At 55.8% G+C, this 16,459-nt stretch carries 15 protein-coding genes; 3 read left to right on the plus strand and 12 right to left on the minus strand.

Annotated elements, in window-relative coordinates; all coding sequences use genetic code 11:
* The first annotated feature begins 69 nt into the window (after nucleotides 1-69).
* Nucleotides 70-1,014 carry a LysR family transcriptional regulator gene (locus tag U2949_RS08545; protein WP_026483606.1) on the plus strand — a complete coding sequence of 315 codons (945 nt, stop codon included), beginning with the start codon at nucleotides 70-72 and terminating at the stop codon, nucleotides 1,012-1,014.
* A 253-nt stretch (nucleotides 1,015-1,267) separates the two neighbouring features.
* On the plus strand, nucleotides 1,268-2,800 hold the full coding sequence (proP, locus tag U2949_RS08550) for a glycine betaine/L-proline transporter ProP (protein WP_026483604.1): 1,533 nt from the start codon (nucleotides 1,268-1,270) through the stop codon (nucleotides 2,798-2,800).
* Between the two features lie 199 nt (nucleotides 2,801-2,999).
* On the opposite strand, the gene fabG is transcribed toward proP, so the two are convergent.
* From fabG to U2949_RS08575, 5 genes are all read right to left on the minus strand, one after another.
* Nucleotides 3,000-3,740 (minus strand): 3-oxoacyl-ACP reductase FabG, encoded by a 741-nt coding sequence (gene fabG, locus U2949_RS08555; RefSeq protein ID WP_009456856.1) that lies wholly within the window; start codon nucleotides 3,738-3,740, stop codon nucleotides 3,000-3,002.
* A 312-nt stretch (nucleotides 3,741-4,052) separates the two neighbouring features.
* Nucleotides 4,053-4,994, minus strand: a complete 942-nt coding sequence (locus tag U2949_RS08560) for a pirin family protein (protein ID WP_321287173.1) — start codon at nucleotides 4,992-4,994, stop codon at nucleotides 4,053-4,055.
* Between the two features lie 91 nt (nucleotides 4,995-5,085).
* Nucleotides 5,086-5,712: an isochorismate family cysteine hydrolase YcaC gene (gene ycaC, locus U2949_RS08565; protein WP_026483600.1), complete on the minus strand. Its 627-nt coding sequence runs from the start codon at nucleotides 5,710-5,712 to the stop codon at nucleotides 5,086-5,088.
* A gap of 75 nt (nucleotides 5,713-5,787) precedes the next feature.
* Complete coding sequence (locus U2949_RS08570; RefSeq protein ID WP_026483599.1) at nucleotides 5,788-6,474, minus strand: hydrolase; 687 nt, start codon at nucleotides 6,472-6,474, stop codon at nucleotides 5,788-5,790.
* 61 nt (nucleotides 6,475-6,535) lie between these two features.
* Nucleotides 6,536-7,414, minus strand: coding sequence for a pirin family protein (locus tag U2949_RS08575; RefSeq protein ID WP_321287177.1), 879 nt, complete (start codon nucleotides 7,412-7,414; stop codon nucleotides 6,536-6,538).
* 108 nt (nucleotides 7,415-7,522) lie between these two features.
* On the opposite strand from U2949_RS08575, the gene U2949_RS08580 reads away from it, so the two are divergent.
* Nucleotides 7,523-8,428 carry a LysR family transcriptional regulator gene (locus U2949_RS08580; protein ID WP_009456866.1) on the plus strand — a complete coding sequence of 302 codons (906 nt, stop codon included), beginning with the start codon at nucleotides 7,523-7,525 and terminating at the stop codon, nucleotides 8,426-8,428.
* Nucleotides 8,429-8,508: 80 nt separating this feature from the next.
* Here U2949_RS08580 and U2949_RS08585 read toward each other — a convergent pair whose 3' ends face one another.
* The 7 genes from U2949_RS08585 to U2949_RS08615 all read right to left on the minus strand — a co-directional run bounded on the left by U2949_RS08585 (nucleotide 8,509) and on the right by U2949_RS08615 (nucleotide 16,453).
* Nucleotides 8,509-8,706, minus strand: coding sequence for a CsbD family protein (locus U2949_RS08585; RefSeq protein WP_009456875.1), 198 nt, complete (start codon nucleotides 8,704-8,706; stop codon nucleotides 8,509-8,511).
* Nucleotides 8,707-8,759: 53 nt separating this feature from the next.
* Nucleotides 8,760-9,104, minus strand: coding sequence for a BON domain-containing protein (locus U2949_RS08590; protein ID WP_009456877.1), 345 nt, complete (start codon nucleotides 9,102-9,104; stop codon nucleotides 8,760-8,762).
* A 259-nt stretch (nucleotides 9,105-9,363) separates the two neighbouring features.
* Nucleotides 9,364-9,672, minus strand: coding sequence for a hypothetical protein (locus U2949_RS08595; protein ID WP_257722899.1), 309 nt, complete (start codon nucleotides 9,670-9,672; stop codon nucleotides 9,364-9,366).
* A gap of 31 nt (nucleotides 9,673-9,703) precedes the next feature.
* Nucleotides 9,704-11,521, minus strand: a complete 1,818-nt coding sequence (locus U2949_RS08600) for an NAD(P)/FAD-dependent oxidoreductase (RefSeq protein ID WP_321287180.1) — start codon at nucleotides 11,519-11,521, stop codon at nucleotides 9,704-9,706.
* Nucleotides 11,522-11,679: 158 nt separating this feature from the next.
* On the minus strand, nucleotides 11,680-13,635 hold the full coding sequence (locus U2949_RS08605; RefSeq protein WP_321287182.1) for a sigma-54-dependent Fis family transcriptional regulator: 1,956 nt from the start codon (nucleotides 13,633-13,635) through the stop codon (nucleotides 11,680-11,682).
* A gap of 947 nt (nucleotides 13,636-14,582) precedes the next feature.
* Nucleotides 14,583-14,933 (minus strand): DUF6616 family protein, encoded by a 351-nt coding sequence (locus tag U2949_RS08610; RefSeq protein WP_026483593.1) that lies wholly within the window; start codon nucleotides 14,931-14,933, stop codon nucleotides 14,583-14,585.
* Between the two features lie 278 nt (nucleotides 14,934-15,211).
* Nucleotides 15,212-16,453 (minus strand): YncE family protein, encoded by a 1,242-nt coding sequence (locus U2949_RS08615; protein ID WP_321287185.1) that lies wholly within the window; start codon nucleotides 16,451-16,453, stop codon nucleotides 15,212-15,214.
* Between the last annotated feature and the right edge of the window lie 6 nt (nucleotides 16,454-16,459).

Consider the following 16,459-nt stretch of genomic DNA (forward strand, 5'->3'; position numbering starts at 1 on the left):
GACCGCATTATCCAAAGGTATTATTAATATGAAAAATTGTTTAAGTTAATTGATTAATCAGAAAATGATATGGACAGACTTCCCAAGCACATCACGCTCAAGCACTTGAACGCGTTTGTCGCCGTGGCCCAGGAGGCCAGTTTCACCCATGCCGCGCGTCGTCTTTTTCAAACACAATCTTCGGTCACGGGCCTGATCCAGCAGTTGGAAGTTGCCCTGAATACCACCTTGTTCAACCGCACCAGTCGGCGTGTATCCCTGACGCCTATTGGTCAGGAGTTCCTGCCGCGCATCACCCGCCTGCTGGCAGATTTTGATGGCGCCATCAGCGATGTCATGCGTTATGGGGAATTGAAAAGCGGGCGGGTCAGTGTGGCCGCAGCGCCGTCGGCCATTACGGATTTGATAGCACCGGCAGCCGCCAATTTCTCTCAGCAGCATCCGGCGGTCCGCCTGTATTTACGAGATGACAACTCGGGACGCATTCAGCGCCAGATCGTGGCCGGGGAGATCGACTTTGGTCTGACCAGCCCCTGGGCGGATGTCCAAGGGCTGGACAGTCAACCCTTGCTGGAAGACCAGTTTGGCGTGCTCTATCGCAGCGACGACAAGCTGATCAAACCGGATGCCAACAACACGGTCAGTTGGTCTGCTCTGAATGAGCGCAAGCTGGTGGGCGTCGTAGACGAAACCGGCATCATGGCGGTGCTGCAGTCCCGCCCGGACCTGCCCATCGAAACCTCGGCCCCGTTTTATGAAGCGTCCAGCACCACCTCGCAAGCAGCGCTGGTGCAAAGTGGTCTGGCCATTGCCCTGCTGCCTGCCTTGGCGGCACAACGGGTCTTGATGCCCGGTCTGAGCTTCTCCTTGCTGCAGGCCCCCACGCTGGTACGTACCTTGTGCCTGATGTTTCACCAAGAACATGACTTGACGCCCGCGGCGGCGGCATTGGTCGATGAGGTGCGAGCCTACGTGAAAAAAGCTCCTTTACCGCCTGGATGCCGCGCTCTGTAAGCATGTGCAAATGTGGTGGGAGACAGGCTTGGGCTCAGTAACAATAAGGACGGCAAGTCGCGTCCCGTTTTCCTCGCGACTTGGCCCTGACTGCTCGACCCTTTCCCTTCGATAGACGAACAGCAAAGCTGGACGTAGAATCGCCTCCAAGCCTCGCCTGATCACAATGCCGTCATGCCAGTGCTCCTTCTCTGGGATCGACAGCACAAGGGCGAACCTGCAGGTCATTGTCCTGCTCTCCAGGAGAAGCCATATGACGCAGTCCTCCGCGGCATCCAGCAACGCCAAGCCGCTTCACATTGACGACATTACCGTCGTAGACAACAGCAAACTTAAAAAAGCCGTAACCGCCGCTGCCTTGGGCAACGCCATGGAATGGTTTGACTTTGGCGTTTACGGCTTTGTGGCCGCCACCTTGGGTAAAGTCTTTTTCCCCGATGCCTCTCCCGCAGTACAAACCATTGCCGCCCTGGGTACCTTCTCGGTGCCCTTTTTGGTGCGGCCTCTGGGCGGTGTGTTCTTTGGACTGATGGGAGACAAGTTCGGTCGTCAGAAAGTGCTATCCCTGACCATCATCATCATGGCGATCAGCACCTTCCTGATTGGTCTGATTCCCTCTTATCTATCCATCGGCATCTGGGCACCCATTTTGCTGCTGCTGTGCAAGCTGGCCCAAGGCTTTTCCGTAGGCGGTGAATACACTGGCGCGGCAGTTTTTGTGGCCGAATACGCCCCCGACCGGCAGCGCGGGTTCCTGGGTAGCTGGCTGGACTTTGGCTCTATCGCGGGCTTTGTGCTGGGCGCTGGTTTGGTCGTGCTGCTGCAAACGTCCCTGACCGAAGAGACCTTCCAGGATTGGGGCTGGCGCATTCCTTTCCTGATTGCCGGTCCTCTGGGGATTTTGGGCTTGTACCTGCGCCATGCCGCTGAAGAGACTCCCGCCTTTACCGAGCAACTGGAAAAGATGGAGAAAGAAGACCGCGCCGCCCTGACAGAACGCCCCACGGTTTCCTTTGGCGAAATCTTCTCCAAGTACCGCAAAGCCCTGCTGATCTGTATCGGCATGGTGCTGGTCACCAACATCACCTATTACATGTTGCTGACCTATATGCCTACCTATCTGTCCAGCAGCCTGGGCTATGCCGAAGAACATGGTGTCTTCATTATTGTGGTGGTGATGATAGGGATGCTGTTCGTGCAACCGGTGGTGGGTTTTGTCAGCGACAAGATAGGCCGCAAACCCTTTCTGATGGCCGGTAGTCTGGGCCTGTTGATTTTCGCGATTCCCGCCTTTCACTTTATTGGTAGCGACAGCAATGTGCAGATCTTCCTGGGGCTGCTGATTCTGGCCGTTTTGCTGAACTGCCTGACTGGAGTCATGGCCTCTACCCTGCCCGCCCTGTTCCCGACCCGGCTACGTTACAGCGCCTTGGCCGCCTCCTTTAACATCGCCATCATTGTGGCGGGCCTGACGCCTACGGTTGCGGCCTGGCTGGTGGAGCAGACCAACAACTTGCTGGTGCCTGCCTACTATTTGATGTTTGCCAGCGTCATCGGTTTGATTACCGCCCTGTTCCTGCCCGAAACGGCCAACCGCCCCTTGCGCGGCGATACACCTACCGCCTCCAACCGCAAGGAAGCCAAGGAACTGCTGCAGCAGGCTTATGACCACATCGAACAGAGTGTGCAGGATGTGGAAGAAGCTATTGCCAAGGCCGAGGAAGAACTGGAAGCCTTGAAGCAAAAACGCCAGCGTCTGGTGGACCGCCACCCCGAGCTGGATTAATGAAACAGTCCTCTCTATATAGAGGGTAGGTGCTGTCGGATTGGGGGCTGAAACGCCCCCTGCAACTTTCACAGCGACAACGCCAAACCGCTTATTCCCGTAGAAAAAGCCTGAATCTGATTTAAGTCAGATTCAGGCTTTTTTGTGGCGGCTCAGGATTCAAACAAGAATCCTCCAAACCATCGTTCAGAGCACGGTATTAAACCGTCAAACCGCCCGACACTTCCAGCGTCGTGCCATTGATGAAGCTGGCTTCATCCGAGGCCAAAAACGCATACACATTGGCGATCTCTTCAGGTTTGCCCATGCGGCGCAGCCAGCAATGATCACGAAAGCCTTGCAGCACTTTTTCCGGGATAGTTTTCAGAATGTCGGTCTCGATAAAACCGGGACAGACGGCATTGACGCGTATCCCCTTGGGGCCCAACTCCCTGGCCCAGGTTTTGGTAAAGCCTATCACCCCGAACTTGCTGGCCGCGTAATTGGTTTGACCATAATTGCCGTACAAACCCACCACGCTGGAAGCATTCAGAATTGAACCGCTTTCCTGCTCCAGCATCACCGCGGCCACGGCCTGAGTGAAGTTGAAAACCGCTTTCAGGTTTACATCAATCACATCATCAAATTGCTGCTCGGTCATGCGTACCAGCTTGGCGTCTTTAGTGATCCCGGCATTGTTCACCAGCACATCAATGCGGCCAAACTTTTGCTTCACATCCGCCACCATGGCGTCAATCTGTGCACGGTCCGTCACATCCACGGTGTAGCCTACGGCGGTAACGCCATTACCACTTAAAGACTGCGCGGCTTGATTGACGGCATCCGCATTACGATCGCACAACACCACAATCGCCCCTTCCTGGGCAAACTTCCTGGCCGTTGCCAAGCCAATTCCAGCTGCCGAACCGGTGACTATGGCCACTTTATCTTTCAATCGCATTCCAGCTACCTTTTAGAAATTGTTCAACGCTGTTGTGCAAACAAAAGGGCTTGACCGCAGCCGTACAGACCTTTTCCTGTGGACCTGCTTGCACCAGCACACTGTTTTGTACTCCGATCACAGGCAGACCGCCAGTCACGGTGGGCAAACTGTACACAGACACAATGGCCCCGAAAGGGGCCACTGGAACAAGGTGATGAAGGCGAAATTCACGGACTCCCTGGCCTTACGTCCAAACCAGTACAGACAGTCCAAAAAGCACGGCCTGCGTCATCGCAAAGGGCGATCAAGACAAGCAGCCGTAGCCGAAAACTACAGCTTTTCCCATGGCAGGTCCGGCGCAATCAAGGGTTCACCGTCATAGCCATGCACCACACCAAAGCGCTCATGGGCCGCACGCCAATCGCGTTGTGCCTGGCCGATCACGTCCTTGTTTTTACCAACAAAATTCCACCACAACACCAGTTCCTCGGTATACGGCTCGCCACCCAGCACAATGACTCGGCTGCCGGCGCTCAGACTCAAGCTCAACTGCGTCAGGCCACGGCCCACATAGGCCAATTCATTTGCCTCGAACTGCTCGGAGTGAATACCCAAGGCGCCTTGCACGACTAAAAAGCCATACTCAAACTCGGGGTTCAAATTCAGTCTCACTTCCCCAGCCTTGGAGCTGCTCAAATCCATCCCCACCATAGGCGAATACATTTTGCTGGGTGCCTGATGCTGTGCATAGGTACCGGCCAGCAGGGTAAAGTCGCACTCGCCCTCACGCCAATGAGGCAAGTCGGGATGGTGGTCAAAAGCGGGTTCACAGTCAGCGTCCTTGGACGGCAAGGCAATCCAGAGCTGAACCGCATGCAGCTTGTCCTCGCCGGGCAAGGACTCCTCGGTATGGCTGATACCGCGTCCTGCTGTCATCAAGTTCACCTGACCAGACTTGACCACTTGCACATGGCCCAAGCTGTCACGGTGAAGAACCTCGCCCTGAATCATCCAGGTAAAGGTTTGCAGACCAATATGCGGATGAGGGCCCACACGCAGGCCGGAGCCCGACGTGAACACGGCGGGCCCTGCATGATCCAGAAAGCACCAGGCACCCACCATACGCCGTTGCGAGGAAGGCAGAATCCGGCTGACGGTAATGCCCCCACCCACTTGTGCGCCGCGCCCGGCAACACGTTGAACACGTTTTTCGCCATTGATGTCTTCGGGACAATCAAAGGATGAAGAGACTTCGGAACTGTGTGTACTCATGGGTCGAACTCCTGAAAACAGATCTGGGGGCTGGGTTTCAAACAGCCAAAAGCGCTGGCCACTCAAGTGACCAGCGCAGCGCCGAAGCGATTTACTTACCGGATGTGAACTTGGTGTGGCTATTGATCAAGTTGCGGTAGTCGGGGATATGGTTGGAGAACAAGGCACCCAGACCTTCCACGTCGTTACGCCAGTCGCGGTGCAGTTCGCAAGCCACGCCAAACCAGGTCATTAGCTGGGCACCAGCCGAGGACATGCGATCCCATGCCGAGTGACGCGTCAGTTCATTGAATGTGCCCGACGCATCGGTGACCACGAACACATCAAAGCCTTCTTCCAGAGCCGACAGGGCCGGGAAAGCCACGCACACTTCAGTCACCACACCCGCAATAATCAGCTGCTTCTTGCCAGTGGCCTTGATGGCTTTGACGAAGTCTTCGTTATCCCAGGCGTTGATCTGGCCGGGACGAGCGATATAAGGCGCATCCGGGAAGGTTTCTTTCAGCTCGGGGACCAAAGGACCGTTAGGGCCTTCTTCAAAGCTGGTGGTCAGAATGGTGGGCAAGTTGAAGTACTTGGCCAGATCAGCCAGAGCCAGCACGTTGTTCTTGAACTTGTCTGGATCAATATCACGCACCAGAGACAGCAGCCCGGTTTGGTGATCTACCAGAAGTACAGCGGCTTGGTCTTTATCAAGACGTTTGTAAGGCGTAGTCATCTCAGTCTTCCTTAACGATGATTGAAAGGAGCGGGTGCAGGGGCTGCACCCGGTACTGCAAGAGCGCGGCGTTGATTAACGCTGCGAATCCAGCTGTTCCTGATTCTTGAGCACGTCCTGTGCTTTGGCATAGCTTTCGATCAGCAACTGATAGGCGGGGAAAATCCTGGTGTAGACCTGGGCCCATTCCTGGGCATCAGGGCGGTTCCAGGTTCTCTGTAATTCGGAGGCCACTGCGCCGGTATCGATAGGCACCACACCGGCCTGCATCATGCGAGCCAAGGTAATTTCCTCGGCCATCTTGGAGTAGGTGCCGGAGGCATCAATCACTACAAACACCTTGTAGCCTTCGGCCACCGCGCTGATCGCGGGGAAAGCCATGCACACGCTGGTAATGGTGCCGGCAATGATCAGGGTCTTGCGGCCGGTTGCCTTGACGGCGGCAACAAAGTCCTCGTTGTGCCAGGCATTGATCTCGCCCTTGCGTGCCACGTACTGGGCGTGGGGAGCATTCTGGTGAATCTCGGGAATCAGAGGACCGTTCGGGCCTTGTGGCACGGAAGCCGTGGTAATCACAGGCAGCTTGCTCAAGGTGGCGATTTTGGCCAGTGCTGCCGCATGGTCACGCAAGGTGGTCATGGGCATGTCCTTCACGGTCTGAAACAGGCCGCTTTGGTGGTCGATCAGCAGCATGACTGCGTCATCAGGATCAATTACCGGGGCGGCGCCATTGAAATTGGCTACATTGCTGGGGATAGTCATCATGTTTCTCCTGTGGATGAGGGACGGGGGCCACCTGAATGCGGCCCCCGCGGGCCTTGCACTACGATGCCGACCCTGGTGTCATCGCACCAAAGCGGCCACTGCTGAAGTCATCCATAGCCTGCAAGATCTCCTGCTTGCTATTCATGACGAAGGGGCCGTGTCCCACAATGGGCTCATCAATGGGTTCACCACTGATCAGCAAGACAACGGCGTCGTTATTGGCTTCCACGCTGAACTGGCTGCCTGTCCGATCCAGTACGACCAGTTGCCCTTCACGAGCCACGCTTTGGCCATTGACCAGTACGGTGCCTTGCAGCACCACCAAGGCGGCTGTCCAGCCTTCAGGGCTTTCCAGCTCGGCAATGCCACCCTGATTCAGACGCATATCCCATACATTCATGGGAGTGAAGGTCCTGGCAGGGCCAATGGCACCGTCCTTTTCTCCGGCGATCACACGCACCATGCCAGCAGCATCAGGCAGTGCGACCACAGGAATTTGCTGGTCGGTAATGGCCTGATAGCCAGCAGGAGCACTCTTGTCTTTGGCAGGCAGGTTGACCCACAGCTGCACCATTTCCAAAGTGCCGCCAGAACGAGCAAAAGCGTCGGAGTGATACTCCTCGTGCAAGATGCCCGAGCCGGCCGTCATCCACTGCACATCACCGGGGCCGATCGTGCCGCCCTGGCCAGTGGAGTCGTGGTGCGAAACCTCGCCCTTGTAGACGATGGTGACGGTTTCAAAACCCCGATGTGGGTGCTGGCCAACGCCGCGCTTGTGGTTGCTGGGAGCAAACTCGGCAGGGCCGGCATAGTCCAGCAGCAGGAAGGGGCTCAACTGTTTTGCGTGTGTGTGGTACGAAAACAGGGAGCGAACGGGGAAGCCGTCGCCCACCCAGTGAGGACGGGGAGCGCTATAGATACCAAGAATTTTCTTCATGTCCATCTCCTTGTTTCAACATAAGAGACAGAATAAACTCGGGACAACGAAGCCAGTAGCCCCCTAAATCGGCCATCTATGTTCCATTTATGGAACGATAAAACTGCCATGCAAGATTTAAACGACTTGTACTTCTACGTTCAGATTGTGGATCACGGCGGCTTTGCCCCGGCCGGTCGCGCACTGGGTCTACCCAAATCCACGCTTAGCCGCAGGCTGGCTGCACTGGAAGAACGCCTGGGAGTGCGGCTGATCCAGCGCTCCACCCGCCGCTTTACCGTGACCGAGATTGGCCAAACCTATTACGAGCACTGCAAGGCCATGCTGGTAGAGGCCGAAGCGGCACAGGCAGCCATCGAACTGACACGTGCCGAGCCACGCGGTGTGGTGCGCCTCAGTTGCCCCATCACCTTACTGAACGCCCATGTCAGTGATATGTTGGCCGACTTCATGGTCAGCTACCCGCATGTCACAGTGCAATTGGATGCCACCAACCGGCGCGTGGACCTGATCGGGGAAGCGCTGGATATGGCGATCCGCGTGCGCCCGCCACCATTGCAAGACAGCGATCTGGTGATGCGTGTTCTGTCCGACCGCAGCCAATGTTTGATAGCCAGCCCGGAGCTGATTGCCCGCCACGGGATGCCCGGCTCACCCGCTGATCTGGCGGACTATCCCAGCCTGGCATTGGGTCTGCCACAACAAAGCCATACCTGGACCTTGTATGGTCCCGATGGCGCACAAGCCGTGCTGCATCACACGCCCCGCCTGATTACCACCGATATGACGGCCTTGCGCTGCGCTGCACTAAAAGGCGTTGGTGTGGTGCAGTTGCCTACCCTGGTAGTCTGCGATCAATTGGCCGACGGCTCTTTGGTGAAATTGATTCCGGACTGGGCTCCACGTCGCGAAATCATTCATGCCGTGTTTTCCTCCCGCCGGGGGCAGATGCCAGCTGTGCGAGCATTGCTGGATTACCTGGTCGAACGCTACCAGCAAATGGATGAGGACTGACAGCAACCTTGCCAAGGCACAAAGAAAAACGCCCTGCATATGCAGGGCGTTTTGTAGTCCTGGGCAATCAAGCCAGGGGATCAGGCGCCGCCATTAAAGTCGCGAACTTGCTTTTCAGCTTCCTCACGCGCAATGCCGTAGCGCTCCTGAATTTTACCGACCAGATATTCGGTATTGCCTTCGGCAACATCAATATCGTCATTGGTCAGTTTTCCCCATTTGGCCTGAATCTTGCCAGACAGCTGTTTCCATTTACCTTTGATCGTATCTTCATTCATAGTCGTTCTCCTGTTTCAACGGGAATTCACAATTAGGATTGATGACGGAACTTTTATTCCGGTTTTACTTTCAATCCCGACGAATCGACTTTCACAACGCCTTTCACACTTTCCGTTGCAGCAACGGCTTTCTTGTGCTCAATTTCACTGGGCACGGTACCGGTCAATGTTGCGACGCCATTATTGGTCTCAACAGAGATATCCGTGCTCTTCAAATCCTTGGTGCTGGCCAGATCAGCCTTGATCTTGGTGGTGATCCAGGTATCGCTGACGGCTTCACCTGCGCTTGCCGAGTGATCCTGATTAACGGCTGGCTCATTAGCCATTGCGCCGCTTTGCAGACCAAAACTCAAAGCAGTAGTCATCAACACACTGGATAGGATGGCGGATTTTTTCATATATGCTCTCCAATATCAGAAAGGGAATTTTTAATTTCAAAAACCCTTTATCCCTGCTATTAAAAGGAGTCCAAATCAATCAACAAAAATTTCGTTGTTTGCGATGGATGGTTCTACCGTAACATTCCCGATCAGGCTGAAAACTACAAAATGCTACAAGCGTTTTCTTTATAAGTATTTTCTTCAAACTTCACACACCCCTATTCACCTCACTTATGGAAAGCGGCTTGTGACAGGCCTATCCTGGCCATCGTGCTGGCTAGATAAAATCCGCCCTGACAGGCAGCACGGCCGGCTTCCATACGTTTCTGACGAAGAAACTGAAGCCCCTTTGACGCGAAAAATTCTGGGCAAGAACAAAGCAGTCAAGCAGAGCCTCGCTCACTAGATAGAAGCCGATCAGGGCAGATACATAAAGTAAAAAATTTAGCAGGGCTGCTAACAAAACCACCGCCTTGGCCTCGATGCCTGCCACGCAAACACGCCCACCGCAGCTAACAAGCGACAAAAAAAGCCAGATCATCGAATTGATAATCTGGCCAAAATCAGAACAAGGTGCAGACTGCACACCCTCACCCAAGCAACAAAGTCGCTACCCGTCAACGCAGATGATGCACCTCCTGCATCCCGTAAACCTGCACCGGCAAGCCAGCCTGACGCGCTTTAAGCTGCAAGGCCAGATATTGGGAATAATGACGCGACTGATGCAAATTGCCGCCGTGGAACCACAAGTTCGGCTGTTGCGTTGGCTTCCACATATTGCGCTGCTCGCCCTCCCAGGGCCCTGGATCTTTGGTGGTCTCCGAGCCCAAACCCCAGCACTTGCCTACCCTATCCGCCATTTCCTGGCCTGCGAGATCGGCCACCCAGCCATTCATCGAGCCGTAGCCGGTGGCATACACCACCAGGTCCGCAGGCAATTCCGTGCCATCTGTCAGTACCACCGCGTTCTCGGTCAAATGGCTGATGTCGGTCCGGGACTTCAACTTGATGCTGCCATCAATAATCAGCTCGCAAGCGCCCACATCGATGTAGTAGCCCGAAGCACGACGCAGATACTTCATGAACAAACCGGAGCCATCGTCACCCCAATCCAGCATGAAGCCTGCCGCCTCCAGCTTCTGGTAGAACTGTGCATCGCGCTCGCGGATCTTGTCGTACACAGGGATCTGGAAGTCCGCCATGATGCGGTACGGCAGAGAGGCAAAGAGCAAATCTGCCTTGCGCGTTGTGACTCCCGATGCCAGTGCCCGTTCAGAATATAGATCTCCCAAGCCGATCTCCATCAAGGAGTCGGATCGCACAATATGCGTGGACGAACGCTGCACCATGGTGACATCTGCCCCCGCCTCCCACAGCGCCGCGCAAATATCGTGCGCCGAGTTATTGGCCCCGATCACCACTACTTTCTTGCCCGCATATGCTTCCGGTCCGGGATGCTGCGAGGAATGCTGCTGTTCACCCTTGAACACATCCTGCCCCTTCATGCTGGGCACGTTTGCCTTGCCGGACATGCCCGTGGCAAAAACCAATTGCTGTGGCCGTAACGTCATGGGCTTGCCATCACGTTCGATCTCCACTTCCCAGGTCTGGCTGGACTCGTCGTAGCGCACCTTCTTGCATACGGTGCTGCTCCAGTAATTCAACTCCATCACCTTGACGTACATTTCCAACCAGTCGCCAATCTTGTCCTTGGGTGCAAAGACAGGCCAGTTGTCGGGGAAAGGCATGTAAGGCAGGTGGTCGTACCAGACGGGGTCGTGCAGGCACAACGACTTGTAGCGTTTGCGCCAGCTATCGCCAGGGCGGGCATGTTGATCAATGATGAGCGCGGGTACGTTCAACTGCCGCAGGCGCGCCCCCAGCGCAATACCGCCCTGTCCGCCGCCGATCACCAGCACATAGGGCTGCTTGGTCGTGCCCAACTCAGCCTGCTCCTGTTGACGACGCTCCTGCCAGGTCTGACGCCCACGGCGAATGCCATGCTCGGCCCCCATGGGGCGGCGCACACCCAAAGGCTCCTCGTGCCCTTTCAATTCCGACATGGTGGTCAGGAAGGTCCAGATCTTGCCATCCTTTACGCGGATATGGCCGTAGCCACGCGCCACGTCAGTTTCCACACGAAACCAGCCCTCCACCAGACCTTGGCCGTCGTCACTGACCGGCTCGGCACTGTCGCGCTCGAACCTGGCTGACACGGCACCTTGTTGCTGCTGCGTCAGCATGTCGCGGATCTGGTCGCGCCCTTCCATGGTTCGGATATTCCAGGTGAACATGACCAGATCACGCCAAAAACATTCTTCGGCAAACAGGGCTGCCGCATCGTCCGGTGCATTGCTGGCAAGCGCATGGGTCAGCTGTTCAAGAACCGTGTCCAACTGTCGCGCAGACGGCTGCAGTTGCTGCTGTGTTTGCATGATTTGTCTCCATATCTTTTTAATGTTGCGCCGGGCTTTTGTTGCCCAGCTATGGAGTACATAGCAAACACCGTGCCAAACCGGGAGTGGCTTGTTTTAAAGGGGTGCCGCCTGTTTTAAGGCGGTGAAACTGTGCCAGCGGTGACACAGGTGATGCATCAGGTGTCGCAACCTGTGTCAGAGGGCGACTCTTGGCGAGCTACGCCTGCCCGTTTGATATAACGATGCAAGGTGGACCGGCTGATACCCAACTGCCGGGCCGCCGCACTCACGTTATCGCCACAGGCCCGCAAAACCTGCTGCCAGGACGATTCTCCGGCAGAGACGGCTGCGGCCGTTGGGCTGCCTGTAGATGTGGCCAGACGCCGCTCTCGCAAGGCCTCCGGCAAATCCTGCACCTCAATGCAGGAACCTTCCGCCAAGGCCAATGCCAGCACCAGCGCATTGTCCAGCTCGCGCAAATTACCCGGCCACTCGTAGGCTTGCAGCGCTTGCCAGGCCTCGGGAGACAAACCGGGCACATCGCCTTTATTACGCCGATGCAATATCTGCTGCACCAGCCATTCCAGATCACTACGCTGACGCAAAGCGGGCAAGGCCAGCACTGCCGCATTCAAGCGATACAGCAAATCCGCACGAAAGCGGCCTTGCTCTACCAAGGCACTTAAATCATGGTGGCTGGCTGAAATCACACGCAGATCTACACGCTTACCGGTGCGCGCGCCCAGTGGCATCACTTCGGACTCGGCCAGCACCCGCAGTAAACGGCTTTGCAGGGCCAGCGGCATATCGCCAATCTCGTCCAGGAACAGAGTGCCTCCATCAGCCGCTTCGATCAAACCCGTGCGACCGCGTGCAGCACCGCCGGTATACGTACCGGCCAAATAGCCAAACAATTCGCTTTCAATCAGGCTCTCGGGCAAGGCCGCACAATTGACGGCCACAAAATTCCCGCCACGACCGCTAGCCGTGTGAATCGCACGTGCCAAATACTCTTTGCCCGAACCTGTCTCGCCCTGCAACAACACCGGCATTTCCCGCGTCGCCAAACGCGCCGCTTTCAATAGCATGGACTGCATGGCCGCATCCGTGCCTGCCAAACCTCGCAAGGCCTGTGGCAAGGCGGCATCCACGGCTGCCCCATCCATCCCCACAGACCGATTGTTCAATACACGCCGTGGCTCAATGGCATGGGCAAACAGCACACTGCCATCACGTGCCATAACGACACGCTCCTGCGTGGGGCGATAGCGCATCAAGGTAGGCAACTGGTCCACTTCCAGATGCAGAAAGCGCATCAAGCTCTGCCCCAACAAGCCCGCAGGATTACGCCAATCCACCCCCGCCGCCCTCGCCAGAATGCGAGCACCCGTATGCGTCATGCCCTTGATACGGCCAGAGCCATCAATCGCAATAGCCGCTTCCGGATCAATATCCAGAAACTCCGGCGACTGCGACAAGCATAAAATCCATTCCTGACGGTGACAGGCCATCAAATTGGCCAGTTCAATACGGCGGGTCGCCGCATTGGCAAGGTGCAGGGCCAAACCTTGGCTGGCCTTGGCCTGCGGCGACTGCAGCAAGGATAAATCCAGCACCGCAGCCAGCTCGCCGTCGTAATGATAGATAGGCGCCGCCGTGCAAGACAGGGGCGCGTGCATATGATCGAAATGATCGTTTTGATGAATGGTCAGGGCCTCACCCGTGTGCAGGCAAGTACCCACCGCGCAGGTCCCTGCACGCTCTTCAGACCACTCCGAGCCCATATACAGACCGGCCTGCCGCAAGGCATCGCGTTGGCCATCCGAGCCCAGGAAATCTACCGTGACGCCCTTGTTATCGGACAGCAGCAGCACGTAATTCAGCCCGGAAACCTGCTGATAAAGACGCTCCAGCCCGGAGCGCGCGATATTGATCAGGGCTTCGGACTGCTGACGGTGCTCGCGCAACTGGGAGTCCGGCACGATATAGGCCTCGCAAGCCTGCGCCGGGTCCAGCCTGTGATGCTCAATGCACCGCCGCCAGCTATGGACCACAGCCTGATCGCGCCGGGACAGGCTGCCCTGCCAAACAGCCGTGATCTCTTGGACGTGTGCCACATGTGAAGACTGCATATCTGCGCTCATCCCGAAAACAGACCACCCCCGGGCGGGCGCGGCCTATCTTCCAGTGTGCCGCCATGCTTAGCCGCCGTACATGGAGGTTTTCCTTGAGATGCGGTGCAGCAAATCAGCTGCTTTGTGGAACTTCCCCGACATGTCCGAGTAGCTACATAATGCGCATGCGCCGCAGTCCTTCAGACAACCTCTTCTGCATGAGCCACTCTAGACGAGCTCCAAGCAGGAGACGCACCTGATCAAACTGCCCTGCTATCCTGTCCAGCAGCCGATCAAGCAGCTCCGCCGCCTCTTCATCGCCTGACAAGCCAAAGGCTTTGGCATCGTGTACCGCATTGGCTCGGCTGAATGGGAACAGAGCCACTCAGCGGTAAGTTCACTGGGTCAATTGACCATGGCAGACCTGCATCCTGATAGCTAGGCGCATACATGAATTGGCCAAGCTGAGCTGACGAGTCGTGGATAATACCGACCCACGGTCACCCATTGCCCCGTGTCAGGCCGCTGCAAATAGACGTATAAAGGCTTAGAAGTACTCATCGTCATCTCTGCCCACTCTTGCAGGCCCCTTCGTATCGCCGCTACTCCAATGAGCATCAGGCATTGGCACGATGGATTCGAGCAGACCAAGCGCTGCCAGGGCAGTCAAATAGCTCCCCATTGCCACCGCCGGGTCGCCTCGTTCCATTCGGCGTAATGTGCTTTCCGAGACCTCGACTCTTGAACTAAAGACTTGAGCTGTAATTTTCTGAGCGACACGTTGAGTACGAATGCAGCGCCCCCACACCAGAGCCCGTGACTCGACGGCTGGCAGGTAAAACGGAGTAGGAGCGAGTTTCTTGGACATGGTGCAGACAACAGTTATCGTTCATAGATAACCGTTTATCTCATATAAACTCTGATCTATGAACGTTTTTTAACTATCCCGCCTGACTTGCTAGTCCTCAAACAGCTTGAGAATCCTTAGCCAGCTCCGTCAAGTGTTGGGCAAACCCCCCTTCTGCCCCTGCGGCGTTCACATGGTCGAAGTACTCGTACCAACCGCTGGCTTTGATGCCAGCCAGCAAAGCCTGACAAGCTTGTTGATCAGGGAAGCGCCACACACCCATAAAGCGGTGCTCACTGGCCTGGTCAATATCGTGCTCGGTAGCGGTCAGAGCCAGCACCTCAATACCAAGGTTTGAGAGGCCTCCCATCGCCTCCTGAAGACCTGCCAGGAAGGACTGGCGCTGCTCGACGGGCAAGGCATTCCACTTGGCATTAGGCGTGTAAAGCTCGATCAAATAATGAGACATGGGCTGTTTTCCTTTCACTGAGGATACGTAATAGGGGCTGAAGAATTGGATATGTAGCGTTTACAGATGGGGCAACAAAGAAACTGCGTGCAGCGCAAGACTGCAGCACTGTTTCACCCTTTCCACATGGAACATGCCATTTGATTAGATATCTAATCTTATAGATGAAAAATAAATTTCGCAAGCAATCCATACGCGTAAAAAAGCCCGAGTTCAGCATGACGCCGAACCCGGGCTTTGGATCCCACCTTGTCAATCAATCAGGCTGCTTTGGCCTTTTAGAACTGGATGCGCACCATACGCTCTTTAGTCCCTTTTTCCTTGCTGTTGCCGTCGTTCTTCACCGACACATACAAGGCTTTTTCAGCGGGGATGTATTCCAGGCTGTTGGGGTGTGGAGCCAGCTCAATGGTTTGCAGCGGCTTGTAGTTCACCGTATCGAAAATACTGACCGAACCCTTGCCCTCTTTCTCGCGCACACCGCCTCGGTTAGCGACAAACAGACGCTGGGATTCGGCGTCAAAACGCACACCAATAGGCACTTCGCCGGTAGGCATGGTTGCCAGGGTTTTACCGTTGGATGCATCCAGCACAAACACTTGATGACCAGCGCTGCGGCGCTTGTATTCACGCTCCAGATGCAGGTTACGCGCGTCATCACGGTCAATCCCCTGGTCCACCCCGAACAATCGGTTCTGCGCCGGGTCATACGCCAGGTTCAGCAACTGGTCGGCTTCAATTTCCCAGACCTGATCGATGTTCAAGGTCTGGCTATTTACCACCATGATCTGGCCCTGCATATTGGAGACAAACAAGCGGTTATTGGCCTCGTCCAGGGTGATGCCCACGACGTTATAGCCAAAGCCGGGCAGCACTTTTTCCAATTCCATGGTCTGGGTATTCACCACGAGCAGCACGCTGTCAAAACCCAGGCCCAAGCCAGGCGCGAACACACGGTGGTTTTTCTTGTCCACGACCAGTTCACGCGTCTTGTACTGGAAGTCCTCGGTGATCTTGAAACGCTCCATCATCTTCAGCAAACCATCTTTACGTGCCTGGCCAAAATCAGCCGCATTGATGGTGTCCTGAAAATTGATTTTTTCCTGCACCCGAATGCGCTTGATTACCTCGTTCTTGACGGTATCAACCACGGCAATCGTGCCGTTGAAGCCTTGAGTCAGATACAGGCGGTTGGCGGCATCATCCAGGGCCACCCCAAAGCTCTTGGCCTCCATGGGAATCTCTTGCTTGATTTCCAGGGTCTTGGGGTCCAGCACCAGCGTGCGCGACAAGGTCTCGTCCTTCCAGTTGGGCGAGGACACGTACAAGCTGGATTGAGCGGGGCCGAAGACAATTTCCAGAACTTCAGCGGCAGTCGGTTTTTGCATGATCTGTGCTTGGGTAACGGCTTGGTAGCCCGCAGGGGCAGGAGTTTTGGCGTGTACGTAAGCGGCCGACAAGCTCATTGCAATAGCAAGGTACAGACCACGCACAAGATGGCGAGTAGTAGACGACGTCATAATTTA

This window comes from Alcaligenes phenolicus, assembly GCF_032063905.1.
GTDB classification, from domain to species: Bacteria; Pseudomonadota; Gammaproteobacteria; order Burkholderiales; family Burkholderiaceae_B; genus Alcaligenes; species Alcaligenes phenolicus.